Origin of the sequence: Myxococcus sp. AS-1-15, from assembly GCF_020037055.1 — a bacterium.
GTDB lineage: Bacteria > Myxococcota > Myxococcia > Myxococcales > Myxococcaceae > Myxococcus > Myxococcus fulvus.
In genome coordinates, this window is sequence record NZ_JAIQDF010000002.1 from 531,074 (window position 1) to 549,678 (window position 18,605).

The window sequence follows — 18,605 nt, forward strand, 5'->3', positions numbered from 1 at the left end:
GCCCGGTCCCCGCCGCTGTTCGTCCTGCACGTCACCATCGAGAGTTCGCAGGGACCCGGCATCGTACTCAACGGCACGGCGGGGTTCGCGGAGGGCTCCTCGGACCTGACCATCCGGGGCGCGGGGAACGAGGCGCGGCCCCATCCGATGATGGTCAATCCCAACGCCCTGGAGACGCTGCCCGCGGGGACTTATACGGGCAACGTGGAGGACACCGTCTACGTGGGGCCGTCCATCGCGTCGTCGTCGGTGTACTACCCGGGGCGGACGCGACGTTGAGGGATTTGGGGGTGCCGTATCGGCTGGAGGGGCTCCAGGTGGGTGGGCCGGACGCGCCCGCGAAGCTCACCATCGAGGCGGGCGTGGAGCTGCGCTTCGAGCCGGAGACGCTGCTGCGCGTGGTCGACGCGAGCAGCACGCTCGTCGCGGCGGGCACGGCGGCGAAGCCCATCGTCTTCACGTCGGCGCGGGAGCAACCCGTCCGCGGGCGCCTGGGCGGGCATCGCCTTTGACGAGCTGAACCCGGAGTCCTGGCTGGAGTCCGTGGTGGTGCGCTACGCGGGCGGGCCGTGCCAGTGCTCGGGGTTCGGGTGCAACGACCTGCCGGACTCGTTCGACGTCAGCTCGGCCATCCTGGTGTTCAAGGAGTCCGTGGCGCCGTTCATCGCGAACGCGCGCATCGAGGACAGCGCGGGGCACGGCATCCTGCGCGGGTGGGATGGCGCGGACGTCGACCTCGCGGCGAGCACCACGTTCGCGCGCATCGCGGGGTGCACGCAGACGGCGCCGAAGGACGCGGGCGGCCGCTGCCCCTCGGAGCCGCCCGCCTGCCCGCGCAGTCCGTGACGGAGGGCCGGGCTCAGGGGCAGGGCGTGCCGGGGTCCGCGTACTGGCAGCGGTCCGCGTACGGGTACGTGTAGGCGTGGCAGGCGGTGGGCAGCGGCACGGTGCGGCTCGCGAGGAGCGGGCGCACCTGCCGGCCCCGACACGCGAGCCAGGTGCCCTGGCTCCGGTCCGCCCCGAAGGCCACGTCCCGGGCGGCGGTGTCACCGGTGAAGGCGTAGACGGCGAGCGCATGCAGGGGGCGCCAGACGGCCTGGCGGTCCTGGCTGTTGAGGACGTTCTCCGGGTTCTGGGTGAGGCTCGCGCGGGACATCGGCACGGTGTGCGTGGCGTTGAGCCCGCAGCCACACGCGTCGCTCACCACCGTGTGCCACGCGCGCTCCAGCCCCGTGGGCAACTTGTTCCAGAGGTCCTGGACGGCCGTCGCGTGGTCGTTGACCTCGTCGTCCGCGTACACCTGGATGACGGCGCGCACGTCGGGCGGCAGCGTCGCGTAGTCGCGGCCCCACGAGTACCAGGGGGCCATCGAGAAGAGGAACCGCCCGTTGCTTCCCCAGCCACGGTCGACGAAGCCCCGGCGCGCCATGTCCGGTGTCGCGGCGCCGCCGTAGCTGTGACCGAAGAACCCCACGCGCGTCAGGTCGAAGCGGCCCTGCTGCTGGGCGACGGCGGCGAGGAAGCCCTGCCACAGACAGTCGTAGCGGGCTTCGTTCGGACGCTCGACGTCCGGGGTGAGCGGGTAGGGGACGAAGACCACGGCGTAGCCCTGGCTCGCGAGCATCTGGAACAGCTCGGCGTACAGGTCCGCGTCCGTGGCGCCGAACGCGTGCGAGAAGAAGAGCACGGGAACGGAGGTGAGCCCCGTCGGGCGATAGGTGATGACCTGTCCGCGTGCCACCGGGTGCGGATTGGCCACGCGCTCCACGGTGACGGCGTGGGGGCCAGGGACGCCCCAGTCGCTCACCGCGGTGACGAGTGTCCCGGGCTGCGGCTCGACACAGGGCGTGGGGAAGGGAAGGGTGGAGCAGACGCCCGCGGTGATGTCCTCGCCCTCCGTTCCGGCGTCAGCGGTGGGGTCCACGGGCGTGCCGCCGTCCGTGGGGAGGCCTCCATCCTCCGGGAGGCCGGCATCCGGGCCCGTGAGGACGACCTCGTCGGGAGGTCCCCCTTCGGAGTCATCCGTTGAGGAGGAACAGGCTGCGACGAAGGGCACGGCGAGGAGGGCCAGCAGGCGAAGGCGGGACATGTCGAGGCTCCGGATGTCCCCATCAACCCGCGTGCACCCGATTGGTTACATGCGACCCGGAGGAATCGCACGCAACCCGACATGACGACGCCGGAGCCTCCACGTGGGAGACCCCGGCGTCGGGTCCGACTTTTCGGTCTGTCGGACGGTGCGACTAGCGGTACGCCGCCGCCATGTCGTCGGCGCGCGTGACCTGACCGGCGCTGAAGGTGTTCATGCAGCTGTCGTCGGTGTAGTCCATGAAGTTGGTGATGGGGTCCAGACCGCCACCCGAGCAGGTGTCGCGGCCGGTGGGGCAGCCGTACGCCGGCGAGGCCTCGGCCGGGGTGTCGCTCACGCTGTCGCCCGTGGCGGTGCAGCCGCCCTGGAACGTGTGGTACAGGCCCAGCCAGTGGCCGACCTCGTGCGTGCCCGTGTCACCCTCGTTGTAGGGCGCCGCCGTGCCGCCGGGGACGCTGCTGTAGAGGATGACCACGCCGTCCTGCTGCGGGTTGGACGCGTAGCTGGAGGGGAACGTCGCCCAGCCGAGCAGCCCGCCGCTCAGGTTCGCGGAGTAGATGTTGAGGCTCTCCTTGCCACCCTGGCGCAGGGCCTTCTTCATGGCGCGCTCGTTGGCGCTGCCGCTCTTGAGCGCGTACCACTTGGAGTTCGTGGTGCGGGTGATGCCCTGCAGCACGAAGCGGAACGGCGTGTTCTGGTAGGCCGCGTTCAGCACCGCCATCTGCGCGTTGATCTGCGACTCGGGGATGTCACCGTTCGCGATGCCCGTGCCCTTGTTGACGACGTGGAAGTACGTCGGCACCGTCACCGAGCCCACCGCGCGCAGCTGGCTCTTGCGCGAGGCCAGGAACGCGTCGATGGCCTGACGCTCCTCCGTCGACGGCTCCTCCGCCGCGCAGCCGCGGTGCGCCGCGACCTGCTCCGTGGTGTCCGCCGGGGCCTCCGCCTCCGGAGCCTCATCTCCGCGACACGCGGCCAGGCTCAACAGTGCACCCGCGACCACGGCCAGACGACCATTCCTCTTCGCGACGCTGCCAATCATTGTCAACTCCAGGGAAGTTGGTGATTCATTGGATACTCGAATGATTCAACCAGAGTCAATCCCTGCCCAGACGGAAGCTCATGCGGGCCGGTATGTGAGACATGGATGCACCAATGGAAAATCTGTATGTAAAATGTCTTTAATTGACGCGAAAATACCCGGAGAGCGGCCACGGGAAATCGACGACGCCCGGAGCGGGAGCGTCGGGCGGCGCACGCGGGCGCGGGGCCCGGGGGATGGGCTGACGAGCGGGCGTCGTTTGCCGGGGCGCGGGGGCCGGACCACTTTCGGGCAATCCCTGTCCAGGAGGACGGCATGGCTCGAAGGATTCGTGGTGGTGGGGTGGCGGCCCTGGCGGCGGCCCTGGTGTTCGGCTCGATGACGGGCTCCGCGCTCGCGGACGACGCGAAGAAGGACCGCAAGGAGCAGAAGCGCATCGGTGAGGCCGTGGCCGAGAAGGAGCTGTATGTCGGCAAGCTGGCGCTCTTCGATGCCAAGCAGATTGCCCTGGGCAATCTGGCGTTGGAGAAGACCCAGGACGAGCAGGTGCGCACGTTCGCCCAGAAGCTGGTGGATGACCACAAGCAGCACCTGTCGGGCCTGAAGGCGTGGGCGGACAGCAAGCAGATCGAGGTGGCCACCATCGACCTGAACCAGCCCGCGTCCGGCACGGGCGGCTCCGGCGCGATGCAGGAGGGCTACGACAAGAAGATGGAAGGCGTCGACGAGCGCCTGAACAAGGCCATCACCGAGGCCGAGAAGGACCTGGACAAGCTGCGCGAGAAGAGCGGGAAGGACTTCGACAAGGACTTCCTGTCGCGCGTCGCCGATGACGGCAAGAAGGGCCAGGACATGGTGGCCGATGGCATGAAGAAGTACGAGACCGACGCCGCCTTCAGCGAGCTCTTGCGCCGCACGCGCCAGGGCATCGCCAGCAACGAGCGGCAGGCCAAGGAGATGGAGAAGGCCCTCCGCCGCTAGGACTCGCGCGCTCGACGCATGACAGCACCCGCGCGGTGACCCGGTGCTTCCGGCGTCACCGCGCGGTGTCGTCTCGGGGAGGCGCTGTGTGCGCCGCTGGGCGCCTTTCGCGCTCCCGGGTTGACGCGGTGGGCGGTGGGTGTTTATCCCGACGCATGGCGAATGCCTGGAAGTGGGTAGCTGCCTGGTGGTGTGTCGTCCTGTGCTCGTGCGCGACGTCCGCGCCCCAGGTCCCGCCTGTCCCGCCGGAGGGCGCCACGCCCGTGGGGCCGTTCCTGCCGGCGGCGCGCGCGCTCTTCGCGGGGTGCACGCCGGTGCCCGACGGCCCCACGTCGCGTGTCTATCAGTGTGGCGACTCCACGGTGTGGCTCGTCGAGCGCAAGGCCGTGACGTCCGAGCGTGTGCTGGCGCTGGCCCGGGCCCGGCTGGTGGAGCGGCTGGGCGAGCGCGTGGTGGTGGCGGAGGGCGCGCTGCCGTTGGCGGACCGCTCGTGGCCCGCGGCCCGCTTCGCGGTGTGTGACGCGGAAGGGGGAGGCACGGAGGCCTCGACGCCCTGCCGCGCGGGCGGGTACCTGGTGTCCGTGGCGGGGTCGCTCGGCCGACAGCGGGAGCTGGGCTGCGTGGCGAAGAACAACGCCCAGCCCGCCGTGGCGCGCTGCCTGGAGCTGTTCGAGTACCTCGCGGCGAAGGGCAATCCCGAGGGGGAGTTGCTCGACGAGCAGGCGATGTTGCTGCCGCCGCGCCTGCCCTGGCGCTCGCTGGCGGTGCCCGAGAAGTGTCAGCCCTCCGAGTCCACCAGCCGCGCGGGACGCATCCGCTGCGACGACGCGTCCTTCGTGTGGAGCGTGTATCGGCCCGCGCGCACCGAGGTCACGGTCCGCTGGAGGGACCAGAGCGTGTCGGAGCTGCGCGCCGCCCTGCCCGGCGCCGGGCCCGTGAAGGAGGTGGCCTGCCTGCTGGAGCAGCAGCCCGCGCGGTGCCTGCGCTTCACCGCGCCCACGTCACTCGGGCCCCTGGTCGTCTGGGCGGGGGCGACACACTGGGATGACCGCGCGGTGTTCGCGGCGTGCAGCTTCCTCGAGTCCGAGGAGCCCGCGTTCCCCGCCGTCTGCAATGGCGCCTTCTCCGTCCCCTGAACGCAGCGAGGAAGGAGTCCGCCCGTGTACGCGTTGCAGCAGGTCTCCAAGCGCTTCGGTGACACCCTCGCGCTGGACGCGGTGACGCTCACGCTCCAGCCGGGGCGGACCACGGCGCTGCTCGGGCCGAGCGGCTGCGGGAAGTCCACGCTGGTGCGCCTGCTCAACGGGCTGCTGCGTCCGGACACGGGGCAGGTGCTGTACGCGGGACAGCCGCTGCCCACGGACGAGAAGGCCTTGCTCGCGCTGCGCCACCGCGTGGGCTACGCGCTCCAGGGCGGGGGACTCTTTCCTCATCTCACGGGTGAGGAGAACGTCGTGCTGATGGCCCGGCATCTGCGCTGGCCGGAGGCGCGCATCCGGGAGCGCCAGGCGTTGCTGGTGGAGCTGACGCGGTTCCCACCCGAGGCGCTCGCGCGCTACCCGGCGCAGCTGTCGGGAGGACAGCGGCAGCGCGTGGCGTTGATGCGCGCGTTGATGCTGGACCCGGAGGTGCTGCTGCTCGACGAGCCGCTGGGCGCATTGGACCCGCTGGTGCGGCATGAGCTCCAGGCGGACCTGCGCGCCATCTTCGCGCGGCTCGGCAAGACGGTGGTGCTGGTGACGCATGACCTGGCGGAGGCGGGGTTCCTCGGAGATGACATCGTGCTGATGCGGGACGGGCGCGTGGTGCAACAGGGCTCGCTGACGCAGCTGGAGACCCAGCCCCAGGACACGTTCGTCACGCGCTTCATCCAGGCCCAGCGGCTGCCTCCCGGGGGAGGCGTCACCGGATGAGCGCTCGCGCGAGGTGGACCTTGCTGGTGCTCGTGCTGTCGATGGGGGCCTGTGCTCGCGCGTCGAGCACGCCGGAGGGCACGGCGTCCGTGCGCGTGGGCTCCAAGAAGTTCACCGAGTCCGTCATCCTCGGGGAGATGGTGACGCAGCTCGCGCGGAGCACGGGGGCGAGCGTGAGGCATCGGCGCGAGCTCGGCGGCACCGCGGTGCTCTGGGAGGCGCTCAAGCGGGGCGAGCTGGATGTGTATCCCGAGTACACCGGCACGCTGCGCCAGGAGCTGCTCTCCGGCCGCGCGCTGCCCGATGACGCGGCCCTGCGCGCCGCGCTCGCCGAGGTGGGCCTGCGCATGAGCAAGCCCCTGGGCTTCAACAACACCTATGCCCTGGGCATGAAGGAGGCGGAGGCCGAGCGGCTGGGCATCCGCCGCGTCTCGGATTTGCGCGAGCACCCGGAGCTGCGCTTCGGCTTCAGCAACGAGTTCATGGAGCGCGCCGACGGGTGGCCCGCGCTGCGAGACACCTACAAGCTCCCGCAGCGCGACGTGCGCGGCCTGGACCATGACCTCGCGTACCGGGGACTGGAGGCCAGCTCCGTGCAGGTGACGGACCTGTACTCCACGGACGCCGAAATCGCGGCCTACGGCCTGCGGGTCCTCGAGGACGACGCGCGCCACTTCCCCGCCTACGACGCCGTGCTGCTGTACCGCGAGGACCTGGAGTCGCGCGCCCCCGACGCCCTCGCGGCCGTGCTGCGCCTGCAAGGCCGTCTCTCGGAAGACGCGATGGTGAAGCTCAACGCCCGCGCCCGACTGGAGCGCGTGCCCGAGCCGCGGGTGGCCTCCGACTTCCTCGCCGCGAAGCTGGGCGTCTCCACCGAGGTCCATGGCGAGGGGCTCGTGTCGCGCGTGCTGCGCCGCACCCGGGAGCACCTGTTCCTCGTCGGCGTGTCGCTCCTGGCCGCGCTCGCGCTCGCCATCCCGCTGGGTGTGCTCGCCGCGCGCAGCCCTCGGCTGGGGCAGGGCGTGCTGGGGCTCGCCGGCATCATCCAGACGATTCCCTCGCTGGCGCTGCTGGTGGTGATGATTCCGCTGCTGGGCATCGGCTCGCGACCGGCCATCGCCGCGCTGTTCCTCTACAGCCTGCTGCCCATCGTTCGGAACACCACCGCGGGCCTCACGGGAATCCCGCTGGAGGTTCGCGAGTCCGCGGACGCGCTCGGCCTGCCTCCGCGCGCCAGGCTCTGGCGCATCGACCTGCCCATGGCCTCGCCCTCCATCCTCGCGGGCATCCAGACGGCCGCCGTCATCAACGTGGGCACCGCCACGCTGGGCGCGCTCGTCGGCGCGGGAGGCTACGGGCAGCCCATCCTCACCGGCATCCGGCTGGACGACACCCGCCTCATCCTGGAGGGCGCCGTCCCCGCCGCCGTGCTGGCCCTGCTCGTCAGCGGCCTGTTCGAGGCCCTGGGCCGCGCGCTCATCCCCAAGGGCCTGCGCCTGCGCGCCGAGTCGGAGTCGCGCTGACGCCTCAGGCGGCCGAGGCGTGCGTCGGCACCGGCTCCGACACCGGCTCCGCGCGGGGCGCGTCCTTCGACAGGCCCGCCGCGCACAGCCGCACCACCGTCATCCACACGAAGTCCGCCAGCAGCAGATGCACCAGCTGCAGCCACACCGGCGCGAGCAGCACCACGTTGACGAGCCCCGCCCCCAACTGCAGGACGTAGAGGCCGGTGAGCAGCATCGCGGACTGCTTCACCTCCGGCGACGGCCGCAGCCGCGACATCCACCGCCCCACGTACACCAGCGCCGCGCCCATCAGCACCGCGATGATGGGGTGATAGATGCGCCGGCGCACGAAGAGGTGGGCCTGGTCGTTCGCGTGCTGCGCCAGCCCCTCCGCCAGCGTCTCCGAGGGGAACAGCGTGTCCCCCAGCGCCGCCACCGCGCCGCTCACGCCCAGCAGCATCATCCCGGCCACGCACACGCCCACCAGCACGCCCACCCAGCCCTGGCCCCGGAAGGCCAGGCTCGCCCGCCCCTTCGAGAACCACACCACCAGCGTCTGCGCGCCCACCAGCAGGAACGTGTTCACCAGGTGCACGCCCATCCACACCGCGCGGCCGACGGACGCGTTGTCCGCCACGTACTGGAGCAGCACGATGCCGGCGCCCACCAGCGCCTCCGTCATCATGAAGAACAGCGCCCAGTTCGCCGCCTTGCGCACCGGGTGGCCCTTGGCGTGCGCCCGCATGGCCCACACGCTCAATGCCACCGCGAGCAGCATCACCACGCCGCTGGTCAGCCGGTGGGTGTACTCGATGAGCGTCTGGACCGTCGGCTCGCGGGGCACCACCTGCCCGTTGCACACCGGCCAGTGGTCACCACAGCCCGCCCCGGAGCCCGTGGCGCGCACGAAGGCGCCCCACAGAATCACCCCCAACGTGAAGACGAGCACGCCGAGGCTGAAGCGCTGGAACGAGCGGGTCGAGGCGGGATGAGTCATCGCGCTCACCCCTTATCGCAACCGCGCTCCACCCGCCGCCCGCGCACCCCATCCAGCGTCACCCCGCCCATCAGCCCGCCTGCTCGGCTCCTCCCTCGCTCGGCGCCGGGGCATATCCGGATAGGGCCCGCCGGATGTCCCACCCGTCCTATTGGATATGCCTGCTCCCTTTGACTACCTCATTGGATGATGTCCATTGGACACTTCCCTGCCTCTAAGGGCTGGCACGTAGAGTGCTTAGCGATCGCTCAGTGCGCGACGGACCTCTCCGGAGGCTGGCGACACACGGTTTGAACAGGTGACCGCCCTCGGGCGGTCCCGGCACCCAGGGTCGAAGCTTCCCCCCTCTTGGGCCCATGGGTGTGTTCTTTGAGAGGCAACAGTCGGAAGCAGTACCGCGCTTCGGGCCGGGGTTCCCCCCCTCCCCGGCCCGGAGCGGACCTCTTCCGACGCGCGCCTCATGAGGTTCCCACAGGGGTGTGGGGAAACAGGGCGGGGCGCATCGCGGGTTGGGGTGGTTCCTCGACTTCAGCCCGCGATGCGCATCTGCTTTGCCCCCAGCACCGCCGGCAAGGGCCCGTACGCCATGGAGCGCTCGATGACGTTGCGCAGCTCGCGCACGTTGCCGGGCCAAGGGTGGGCCATCAATGCCTCCAGCGCGTCGGAGCCCAGCTGCGGTGGCGGCTGTCCCTCGGGCGTGAGCTGCCGCACGAAGTGCCGCGCCAGGGCCACCACGTCCTCGCGCCGCTCGCGCAGGGGCGGCACGCGCACCGGCACCACCTGGAGGCGGTAGTAGAGGTCCTCGCGGAAGCGGCCCTCGCGCACCAGCTGGCCCAGGTCCCGGTGCGTGGCGGCCACCACGCGCACGTCGACCTCCACCGGGCGCGTCTCGCCCAGGGGGAAGACCTCGCCGTTCTCCAGCACGCGCAGGAGCTTGGGCTGCACGTCCAGCGGCAGCTCGCCAATCTCATCCAGGAACAGGGTGCCGCCGTGGGCCGCGCGCAGCACGCCGGGGTGGTCCGTGGCCGCGCCGGTGAAGGCGCCCCTGCGGTAGCCGAAGAGCTGTCCCTCGAAGAGCTCCTTGGGGACGGCCGCGCAGTTGAACGCGACGTAGGGCCGCTGCGAGCGCGTGGAGAGCAGGTGCAGCGCCCGCGCGACGACCTCCTTGCCCGCGCCGGACTCGCCCGTGACGATGACGGTGGAGCGGCTGGCGGACAGGCGCGAGAGCTCCGCGCGCAGCCGCTTCATCGAGGGGGACGCGGCGATGAAGCCCGGCAGCTCCGTCTCGCGCCCGGGCTCCTCGGACGCGGGCTCGCTCGTGCCCGACACGCCCGCTTCCACCGCCGTGAAGCCGCGCAGCGTCGCCACCTCCAGCGCGAAGCCTCCCAGCCGGGACAGGAGCGTGAGCAGCGCGCGGCCATCCACCGGCAGCGGCCCCACGACGCCCAGCCGCAGCCTGCGTCCACACCCGTCGCCGAACTCCACCTCGTCCGTGGCCGGCCGCGCGTCCAGGCCCGCGAGCACCGTGACGCGGCCCTGGGAGTCCACCTCTTCCAGCCGGGGCGCGCAGCCGGGGAACAGGCCCTCCAGCACGCCGAGCAGCTCGCGCTGGATGAGCGGCGCGCCCATGCCGCGCACGGACAGCCGCTCGAAGGGCACCACCAGCGCCTCGGAGCCCAGGCGCGTCGTGGCCCCGGGCTCGGAGGCGGGGCTGCCCGAGCCGGCCGGGCGCGCCGTGGCGGGGATGAAGTTGGGCTGCGGCGCCATGCCGATGCGGCGCAGCTCCGCGTCGCTGGCGGCCAGCAGCTCGTCGGCGGCCGGGTCTCCCTCGTGCTTGGCCAGCCACGCCAGCAGGCTGCGCGTGAAGGCCGCCATGCACACGTCGCCGGAGAGGCGGAAGGTGCCCAGCGAGGCCTCGAGCAAGTCGCGCGCCTCGCGCGTGCGGCCCTCGACGACCAGGAGCATGCCCTCGAAGCGGTGGAGCAGCGCGGAGTGCCACGCCGACGGCATCCGCTCCAGGAAGGCGCGCGTGCGGCGCAGCACCACCCGGCCTTCCTCCCGCTGCCCGGCGTAGGCGCGCGCGGCCGTCTCGTACAGCAGGCACTCGCGGCGCAGGTAGGGCCAGCCGCCCAGCTCCATGCCGCGCGCTCCGGCGGCGGCGAAGCCCGCGGCGGCGCGCTGGGCGGTGCCCTCGCTCAGGTCCGCCATGGCCTCCACGAAGAGGGCGTACGCGCCGGTGAGCGAGCGCTGGATGTTGCCGTCGTACGAGGACAGGCGGGAGGCCAGCTTGCGCAGCTCCGCGGGCCGGTTCACCGTCAGCCACAGCTTCGCGCGCGTCACCGCGAGCTGCAGCGGCGTCCAGCTCAGCTCCTCCACCACGGCGTCGGCCTCCTCCAGCGCGGCCTCCGCCTCGGCGAAGCGCGCCAGGCGAATCAGCGCCTCGGCCTCCGCGCGCGCCGCGAAGATGAACGAGAAGCCGCGCGCCATGCGTCCGCCGTACGCGGCCTCGCGCGCGCGGCGCACCAGCAGCAGCGCCTCCTCCGGCTCGCACGCCTCGTCCAGCCGACGCTGCGCGAGGAAGGCGAGGTTGCGCGCCTCCAGGAACGCGTACCCCAGCCGCGCCGCGCCCTGGGCCACTTCACGGAAGCGGCGCGTGGCCTGCGTCGTCTCGCCGCGGATGGCCTCCTCGTGCGCGCACACGTCCTCGGCGAGCAGTCGCAGCGCCGGGTCCGTCACGTGGGTGAGCGCCTCCGCCACGCGCCCCGAGTAACGCGCCACCCGCTCCGTCTCACCCAGGTAGAAGGCGCCCGCCGTCTGCGCCATGCGCAAGAGGCAGCGCGCGTCCGAGTCCGGGTCCTCGACCAGCAGCGCCTCCGCGCGGGCCACGTGCGCGTCACTCTTCACGGCGTCGAACAGCTTCCCATCTGGCGACGCGTAGAGGTTCGCCGCGAGCGCGTGCACCTGCAGCTCCACGCCCCGCGGCAACAGGCCCATCTCCGCCTCGCCCAGGTGCGGCAGCAGCGTGGCGAGCGCGCCCCGGCTGTCCTCGCGTCCCCAGCGCTGCAGGTGGGACAGCCCCACCGCGGCGAGCGCCCTCGCGCCCGGGGTCCGCAGCACGCCCGACGCCAGGAGCGTGAGCAGCTCCTCCTCCGCCGCGCGCCACTCGGCCCGCTTCAGTCGGTCCAGAGCAGGCTGCAGCCGCTGGCTCTCCTCGGGGCGCAGCTCCTGGCGGGACAGGGAGGGCAGCTGAGCGCCCGTGAGCCCGCCACCCTGCAGCTGCTTGAGCGCCTGCGCCACCCGACCTCGGGGACGCCGCGCCTGGGGCGCGTCTTCCGGCAGCTCCCAGCGATACACCGTCAGGGGGGTGACTCCCAGCATCCGGGCGAAGGCAGCACGACTCTGGCCCCCACGCAGCGCGCGGATGGCCTCGGGGCTCAGCTCCCCGCCTTCCCCCTTTTCCTCGATGCTCTCCACGACACCGAACCCCTTGTGCCCCCCGCGAACACAATCTCATGGGCCTTTTCCAGGGGGAATGCAAACGATTGAGCATTTCCCCGGATTACCCACGAGTATCACCCGTCTCGACTCGGTGCGGGGGAGCACGAAGCGCCCAACATGATGTGGGATTCACCTCCCCGATGGCGGGGGAGGTCGTTATCGTATCGCGTGCCCCGAGCCTCCGAGCCACCTCCTCCGAGCGCGCCTCCCCGCCAGCAGGACGAGCGCCTGCGCCGTCTGGAGGACGCCTTGTCGGAGGGCCAGGCCCGCGAGGACGCGGCGGTGGAGGCGTGGGTGCGCAAGACGGGGCGCCTGCCTCCCCGGAAGGTCCGCCGGCAGTGGGAGAAGCAGTGGCGCAAGGAGGCCCGGCGGGACGCGCGCAAGGCGACGCGGCCCCGCTCACGGCGGCGCTCCTCGAACGCCTCCAGGGACCCGGTCAAGGCGGCGGCCTTCATCGCGCCGGCGATCGTGTGCCTGCTCATCGCCATGGGACAGCCCCGTCGGCTGTGGTGGCTCGTCTTCGTGGCGCTGGGACTCTTCCTGGCGTCGGCGAAGTACCTGAGGCGCCCCACGGAAGAAGAGGAGGCGCAGGCCACCGGGCTCGGGGTGAAGCCCGCCACGTCCGCCGAGCCCGTGGACCCCAAGGTGGCGCGCGTGGACGCGGTGTGCGCGAAGCTGCTGGCGGAGCTGGCCCAGGGGCCCGCGGTGCTGCGCGAGGTGGTGCACGCCCCCGAGCGCACGGTGGAGGCGCTGCGCCAGGGCTGTCACGCGCTGGCGAGCCGGGAGCGGACGCTGCGCGCGCTGGCCACACCCGAGGAGGCGAGCCGGCTGGAGGAGGAGCACCGCGCGCTGTCCGCGAGGGTGGCGACGGAGCAGGACGCGGTGGTGCGTGAGCGGCTCCAGGGCGCGCTGTCCGCGCTCGAGTCGCAGCGTCAGCAGCGCGCGGAGCTGTCCACGGCGGCGGACCGGCTGGAGGCCGAGTACACGCGGCTGTTCTACACGCTGGAGGGCCTCTACGCGCAGGTGCTGCGGGTGCGCACGGCGGACGCGTCCGGCGAGGACGTCGCCGGACTGGGTCTGCGCCAGAGCGTGGAGCAGCTCGGCGCCGAGGTGGAGGCCGTGACGGAGGCGCTGGAGGAGGTCCACCGCCCGCCGGACGGCCGGGTGCGCACGCGCTGAAGCGCTACTCGCTGAGCGCGCCGCCGCGAGCCGCAGGCGCGTCCCCACCGGTCGCGACGCGCACCGTCTTCGCGTTGAGGAACTCGTGGATGCCCAGGTCCGCGAGCTCGCGCCCGTGGCCGGAGTTCTTCACCCCGCCGAAGGGCAGCCGCGCGTCGGACACCACCATCTGGTTGACGAACACCATGCCGGACTCGATGCCGTCGATGAAGCGGCGCTCTTCGCCCGCATCGCGCGTCCACACGCTGGCGCCCAGGCCGAAGGGCGTGGCGTTGGCCAGCTCCACCGCGTGCTCCACGTCGCGCGCACGCAAGAGCGTGGCCACCGGGCCGAACAGCTCGTCATGGAACGCGGGCGCGGAGGGCGGCGGGTCCGCGAGCACGGTGGGCGGATAGAAGTTGCCGGGCCGCTCCAGCGGCTTGCCGCCGAGGAGCAGCCTCGCGCCGGCCTTCACGCTCGCCTCCACCTGCGCGTGCAGGCCCTGGAGGATGCCCTGCGTGGCCAGCGGGCCCAGGTCCGTCTTCGGGTCCATGGGGTCGCCCACGGTGACCTTCTTCAGGCGCTCGACGAAGCGGCGCTCGAACTCGGCGGCGATGGGCTCGGCGACGATGAAGCGCTTGGCGGCGATGCAGGACTGGCCGTTGTTGATGAGCCGCGCGGACGCGGCCGTCTCCACCGCCTTGTCCAGGTCCGCGCTGGGCATGACGATGAACGGGTCGCTCCCGCCCAGCTCCAGCACCACCTTCTTGAGCGACTTGCCCGCGGACTGGCCCACCGCGCGGCCCGCGCCCTCGCTGCCGGTGAGCGTCACCGCGCGCACGCGGGCGTCCTCGATGACGCGGTTGACGTCGGCGGTCTCGATGAGGAGCGTCTGGAACGCGCCCTTCGGGAAGCCCGCGTCCAGGAACAGCGTCTCCAGCGCGAGCGCGCACTGGGGCACGTTGTGCGCGTGCTTGAGCAGGCCCACGTTGCCCGCCATCAGCGCGGGCGCGGCGAAGCGCACCACCTGCCAGAAGGGGAAGTTCCACGGCATGATGGCTAGCACGGGCCCCAAGGGTTGGTAGCGCACGAAGGCGGTGTCTCCGCCCACGTCGATGGGCCGGTCCTTGAGCAGCCCCTCCGCCTTGGCCACGTAGTAGCGGCACGCCGTCGCGCACTTCTTCGCCTCGGCCTTGGCGGCCTCCAGCGGCTTGCCCATCTCCTCGGTCATGATGCGGCCGTAGTGGTCCGCCCCCGCGTCCAGCAGCTCCGCGGCGCGGCGCATCCAGCGGGCGCGCTCGGCGAAGGGCGTCTGGCGGTACGCGCGGAACGTGTCCGAGGCGAGCTGGAGCCTCGACTCCAGCTGCTCCGGAGTGAGGGCGTCGAACGTGCGCAGCGTCTTGCCGGACGTCGGGTCGATGGTGGCGATGGCCATGGGAGGCTCCTTGCGGGAGCGCGGTGATAGCAGTCGGGCGCGCGTGCACAATGCCCGGTGGTGGCCAGCGTCAGGGCCCGCACGCGCCGGGGCCCCCGTGTTCCTGATATGCGACACATGTCGCCCGCGTCCGCCATGCCCCAATTCCTCGTCCTGCCCGACGGCCACCGCCTCCCCCTGGACAAGCCCGTCCTCTCCCTGGGCTCCGACGCCACGTGCGACGTGGTGCTCACGGGCACGGGCGTGAAGCCGAGCCACGCGCTGCTGTTTCGCGACGCGCGCGGCTGGAGCGTGTCCCCGGCGGGGCGCGGCTGTGACGTGCGCGTGAAGGGCCGGCGCGTGGACCTGGCGCCGCTGGAGCCCGGTGACCGCGTCCGCCTGGGCACGGTGGAGGTGGAGCTGGTCGAGATGGGGGAGGGGCGCGCGGAGGGCTCGCGGACGCCCGAGCCCCGGCGCCTGGTGGCGGTGATGGCGGAGCTGTCCTCGCGGCTGCTCGCGCAGCGGCCACCGTTGGAGTTGCTCGACGTGGCGATGCGGGGCCTCGCCGACGTGGTGGGCGCGGACGTGGGCTTCCTGGTCGCGGCGGACTCGAGTCAGGGGCCCCGGCGCGTGTTGTTCGCCACCGGCGCGAAGGCCGACGCTGGGGTGGTGGACAGCCTGGTGGACCGGGTGCTGACGTCGGGCGCGCCCGTGCTCGTGGCGGACGTGGCGGCGGACGCGGCCTTGGCGAGGGCTCCGAGCCTGGAGGCGCTGCGCTTGGGCTCCGCGCTGGTGGTGCCGCTGCGCGTGGAGGTGGTGCCGTTGTCGGTGGTGTACCTGGGGCGCAAGCTCGGCGCGCCCGCTTTCACCTCGGCGGACCTGGAGGAGGCGCTGGCGCTCTGCGCGATGACGGCGCTGCTGCTGTCGACGCGGCGCGAGCTGACGGAGCTGCGCTCGCGCGTGGAGGGGCTCACTCGGCGCATCGAGGCGGCGACGTTCGAGGGGCTCATCGGCGAGTCCCCGGCGATGCGCGCGCTGTATCGCCAGGTGGAGCGGCTGGGCCCCACGCCGCTCAACGTGCTCATCCAGGGAGAGACGGGCACGGGCAAGGAGCTGGTGGCCCGCGCGCTCCATCGCCGCGGAGGGCGTCCGGGGCGGCTGGTGGCCATCAACTGCGCGGCGCTGCCGGAGAGCCTCATCGAGCGCGAGCTGTTCGGCCACGCGCGCGGCGCCTTCACCGGCGCGGGCGCGGAGCGGGCGGGGCTGGTGGAGGCGGCCGACGGAGGCACGCTGTTCCTGGATGAGATTGGCGACATGCCGCTGTCGCTCCAGACGCGCCTGTTGCGCGTGGTGCAGGAGCGCGAGGTGACGCGGCTGGGGGAGCACACGCCGCGCAAGGTGGACGTGCGGGTCGTCTCCGCGACGCACGTGCCGCTGGAGGAGGCGGTGCGCAAGGGCACCTTCCGCGCGGACCTGCGCTACCGGCTGGAGGAGGTGCGCGTGGACGTGCCGCCCCTGCGCGAGCGCGGTGACGACGTGCTCCTGCTCACGCACCACGTGCTGACGCAGGAGTCGCGCAAGGCGCGGGGCCTCACCCAGAAGGCCATGGAGGCGCTGCGAGGCCATCCGTTCCCCGGCAACGTGCGCGAGCTGGTGTCGCGCGTGCGGCGCGCGGCGGTGCTGGCCACGGACGAGCTGCTGCGCCCCGAGGACCTGGAGCTGGGCGCGGAGGACGGGCCCATGGTTCCGCTGGAGGAGGCACGCGAGGCCTTCGTCCAGCGCTACGTGCGCGAGGCGATTGCCCGCTGTGGCGGCAGCAAGAAGGACGCGGCGGCGGCGCTGGGCATCGGCCTGCGCTCACTGTTCCGCTACCTGGGCGAGGGGGACTGACACGCCGCCTCCTCGGGAGGCCCTGTCCGCGTGCCAGTCCTGGCACGTTTCCCCCGCCGCGATGCGGCTCGCGGCGTCGTTCAGCGCGCAACCCCTCGGAATCGCGGGGCTTCGCGCTCGCGTGAGCCCGCGGCACGGCGGTTGCGATGGGGCCTGGCCATACGCCGCTGACGGAAAGGGCCGGCGCGCGGCGAGAACGACCTTCACGGAGACGAACATGAAGCGATGGCTGATGGCGCTGTTCCTGGCGGTGGTGGTGACGGGCTGTGGCAGCACGAGCGAGGACGACGACAAGAACCCCAACAACCCCGACCCGAACGACCAGGAGAAGATGCTCTGCAGCGCGAGCAAGGCCTGTCCCTCCGGGCAGTTCTGCTTCAACGGCTTGTGTGCCCTGGGCTGCCAGTCGAACGCGAACTGCGCGGCGGACCAGTACTGCGACACCGAGGACACGGGCGCGCTGGCCTCGTACTGCAAGAACAAGAAGGTGCCGACGTGCACCTCCGACACCCAGTGCCTGAGCAACCAGACCTGCATCGAGGGCCTGTGCAGCCTGCGTCCGCCCGCGAACCCGCCCACGTGCGACCCGAACACGTCCGACTTCAAGGATGGCTGCGACACCTACTCGGTGTGCATGGACCCGGATGACGACGGGGCGCGCCAGCCGTACTGCGCCAGCTTCGCGCCGTGCGCCGAGGACGGGGCCTGCCCGGTGGGCCTGGGCGGCGCGGTGTGCAACGACGGCTACCTGTCGAACAAGGGCCGCTTCTGCATGCAGGGCCTCTGCCGCGACAACTCCAACTGCCCCTCGGAGTGGAGCTGCGTGAAGCCCTTCACGGGCTCGGTCATCGGCTTCTGCAGCCCGGGCGCCTTCGGCTTCCCGTGCCAGGAGAACTCGCAGTGCAAGAGCGGCCAGTGCTTCGGCGCGCCGGGCTTCATGGGCACCTGCATGTAGCAGGGCGCTGAAGTCGGTCCTCGTGCTTCCAGGGAGCACGAGGGCCGTGCCTCGCGGGGGCTCGCGCTCCCGCGGGGATTTGCGCGTAGAGTGGCGAGGCCTTGCTGATGCGTCGCTTCCTTTCCTGCTGTGGGCTGGTCGTGCTCGTGCTGCTGTTCGCGCCGGGCTGTCCTCTCGACATCCGTGTCCGCTGTGACGAGTCACACGCCTGCGCCTCGAACGAGGTCTGCGTGCGGGGAGGCTGTGAGCCTCGGGCCGTGGAGCGGGTGGGGGAGGACTGTGACGGGGACTCGGAATGCGGCCCCGGGCTCACCTGCGGCCTGGGCTTTCCGGGGGGGTACTGCCTGCTCGAGTGCTCCGCCGACGCGCCATGTCCCTCGGGCACCGTGTGCGCGAAGGACCTGGGGGTCTGCCTGCTCGGGTGCGGCGAGGACTGCTACCGCCCGGGCTACGGCTGTGGCCCGGTGCCCGACTCCTCGGGACTGCTGAACGCCTGCGTGCCCGTCGCGACGCAGGCGGATGGGGGTGGCTCGGACGGCGGCGGTGGCGCGGATGGGGGTGGCGGCCTGGATGCCGGGTGCACGACCGCGGTTTGCGAGGCGCCGGACGCGGGCTGCTCGGGGCCGACGTGTGGTTCGTCGGATGGGGGCTGCGCGGCCACGGTGGGGATGGGGGGCGCGTGTACTCGCGCCTGTGAGTGCCTGGAGGCAGCCGCGGCCTGCGTGGAAGGGCGGTGCGCGGAGACGTGCACGTCCGACTTCACGTGCCGGGATGGGCGACGTTGCAACAACGACGAATGCGAGGTGGGGCCCCGGTTGGGTGAGGCCTGCAAGGACCCGTTCGACTGCGCGGACACCGCGAGGTGCCGTCCGGAGCGGCCCCGGTGCGAGGAGTCCTGCAACCCGAACGCGGGAGGCGGCATCTGTCCCGCGGGCTACCAGTGCGCGTTGGATGGGCTGTGTGTGCGGGAGTGCACGGGAATCCCTGAATCGACGGGGGAAGTCTGCGAGAACTCGTGGGACTGCGCGACGTGCGCGGTGTGCCTGAGCTCGGGGGCGGAGTCGCGGTGTCGGCGCACCTGTCGGCTGGACAGGGACTGCCCCGGGGGTGCTGTGGGAGCGTGCGAGCAGGTGGGCGAGACGAAGGCCTGCCGGCTGTAGCAC

16 protein-coding genes are annotated in these 18,605 nt (G+C 72.1%); 11 read left to right on the forward strand and 5 right to left on the reverse strand.

The window, feature by feature from the left end:
* Positions 1 to 147 precede the first annotated feature (147 nt).
* From K8625_RS43685 to K8625_RS07900, 3 genes are read left to right on the forward strand one after another with little or no spacing between them, the layout of a single operon-like run.
* Positions 148 to 279, forward strand: coding sequence for a hypothetical protein (locus tag K8625_RS43685; RefSeq protein WP_255665509.1), 132 nt, complete (start codon positions 148 to 150; stop codon positions 277 to 279).
* A gap of 11 nt (positions 280 to 290) precedes the next feature.
* The gene (locus K8625_RS07895; RefSeq protein ID WP_223782324.1) at positions 291 to 512 is read left to right on the forward strand and encodes a hypothetical protein; all 222 of its coding nucleotides are present in this window, start codon (positions 291 to 293) and stop codon (positions 510 to 512) included.
* A 34-nt stretch (positions 513 to 546) separates the two neighbouring features.
* Entirely contained in the window at positions 547 to 846 is a 300-nt protein-coding gene (locus K8625_RS07900; protein WP_223782325.1) for a hypothetical protein, read from the forward strand.
* Positions 847 to 859: 13 nt separating this feature from the next.
* On the opposite strand, the gene K8625_RS07905 is transcribed toward K8625_RS07900, so the two are convergent.
* Together K8625_RS07905 and K8625_RS07910 are read right to left on the reverse strand one after the other, a co-directional pair.
* A complete protein-coding gene (locus K8625_RS07905) occupies positions 860 to 2,089 on the reverse strand; it encodes a S9 family peptidase (RefSeq protein WP_223782326.1) in 1,230 nt (409 codons plus the stop codon).
* A 154-nt stretch (positions 2,090 to 2,243) separates the two neighbouring features.
* Complete coding sequence (locus K8625_RS07910; protein WP_223749861.1) at positions 2,244 to 3,131, reverse strand: zinc metalloprotease; 888 nt, start codon at positions 3,129 to 3,131, stop codon at positions 2,244 to 2,246.
* 315 nt (positions 3,132 to 3,446) lie between these two features.
* On the opposite strand from K8625_RS07910, the gene K8625_RS07915 reads away from it, so the two are divergent.
* The 4 genes from K8625_RS07915 to K8625_RS07930 all read left to right on the forward strand — a co-directional run bounded on the left by K8625_RS07915 (position 3,447) and on the right by K8625_RS07930 (position 7,548).
* Positions 3,447 to 4,112 (forward strand): DUF4142 domain-containing protein, encoded by a 666-nt coding sequence (locus tag K8625_RS07915; RefSeq protein ID WP_223749862.1) that lies wholly within the window; start codon positions 3,447 to 3,449, stop codon positions 4,110 to 4,112.
* Positions 4,113 to 4,267: 155 nt separating this feature from the next.
* Complete coding sequence (locus tag K8625_RS07920; protein WP_223782327.1) at positions 4,268 to 5,248, forward strand: hypothetical protein; 981 nt, start codon at positions 4,268 to 4,270, stop codon at positions 5,246 to 5,248.
* Between the two features lie 24 nt (positions 5,249 to 5,272).
* The gene (locus K8625_RS07925; protein WP_223782328.1) at positions 5,273 to 6,025 is read left to right on the forward strand and encodes an ATP-binding cassette domain-containing protein; all 753 of its coding nucleotides are present in this window, start codon (positions 5,273 to 5,275) and stop codon (positions 6,023 to 6,025) included.
* A complete protein-coding gene (locus K8625_RS07930; protein ID WP_223782329.1) occupies positions 6,022 to 7,548 on the forward strand; it encodes a glycine betaine ABC transporter substrate-binding protein in 1,527 nt (508 codons plus the stop codon). The genes K8625_RS07925 and K8625_RS07930 overlap by 4 nt, the downstream gene beginning before the upstream one ends.
* Before the next feature lie 4 nt (positions 7,549 to 7,552).
* Here the strand turns inward: K8625_RS07930 and K8625_RS07935 are convergent, their stop codons facing one another.
* Positions 7,553 to 8,527 carry a heme A synthase gene (locus K8625_RS07935; protein ID WP_223782330.1) on the reverse strand — a complete coding sequence of 325 codons (975 nt, stop codon included), beginning with the start codon at positions 8,525 to 8,527 and terminating at the stop codon, positions 7,553 to 7,555.
* A 528-nt stretch (positions 8,528 to 9,055) separates the two neighbouring features.
* A complete protein-coding gene (locus tag K8625_RS07940; protein ID WP_223782331.1) occupies positions 9,056 to 12,001 on the reverse strand; it encodes a sigma-54 dependent transcriptional regulator in 2,946 nt (981 codons plus the stop codon).
* A gap of 192 nt (positions 12,002 to 12,193) precedes the next feature.
* Here K8625_RS07940 and K8625_RS07945 point away from each other — a divergent pair, with 192 nt between their 5' ends.
* Positions 12,194 to 13,204: a hypothetical protein gene (locus tag K8625_RS07945; protein WP_223749868.1), complete on the forward strand. Its 1,011-nt coding sequence runs from the start codon at positions 12,194 to 12,196 to the stop codon at positions 13,202 to 13,204.
* A gap of 4 nt (positions 13,205 to 13,208) precedes the next feature.
* Here the strand turns inward: K8625_RS07945 and K8625_RS07950 are convergent, their stop codons facing one another.
* Positions 13,209 to 14,618: an NAD-dependent succinate-semialdehyde dehydrogenase gene (locus tag K8625_RS07950; RefSeq protein WP_223782332.1), complete on the reverse strand. Its 1,410-nt coding sequence runs from the start codon at positions 14,616 to 14,618 to the stop codon at positions 13,209 to 13,211.
* Between the two features lie 135 nt (positions 14,619 to 14,753).
* On the opposite strand from K8625_RS07950, the gene K8625_RS07955 reads away from it, so the two are divergent.
* The 3 genes from K8625_RS07955 to K8625_RS07965 all read left to right on the forward strand — a co-directional run bounded on the left by K8625_RS07955 (position 14,754) and on the right by K8625_RS07965 (position 18,602).
* Positions 14,754 to 16,487: a sigma 54-interacting transcriptional regulator gene (locus K8625_RS07955; protein ID WP_223782333.1), complete on the forward strand. Its 1,734-nt coding sequence runs from the start codon at positions 14,754 to 14,756 to the stop codon at positions 16,485 to 16,487.
* A 217-nt stretch (positions 16,488 to 16,704) separates the two neighbouring features.
* Positions 16,705 to 17,442 carry a Dickkopf N-terminal cysteine-rich domain-containing protein gene (locus K8625_RS07960; protein ID WP_141331118.1) on the forward strand — a complete coding sequence of 246 codons (738 nt, stop codon included), beginning with the start codon at positions 16,705 to 16,707 and terminating at the stop codon, positions 17,440 to 17,442.
* Positions 17,443 to 17,549: 107 nt separating this feature from the next.
* Complete coding sequence (locus tag K8625_RS07965) at positions 17,550 to 18,602, forward strand: hypothetical protein (RefSeq protein WP_223749871.1); 1,053 nt, start codon at positions 17,550 to 17,552, stop codon at positions 18,600 to 18,602.
* Positions 18,603 to 18,605 lie beyond the last annotated feature (3 nt).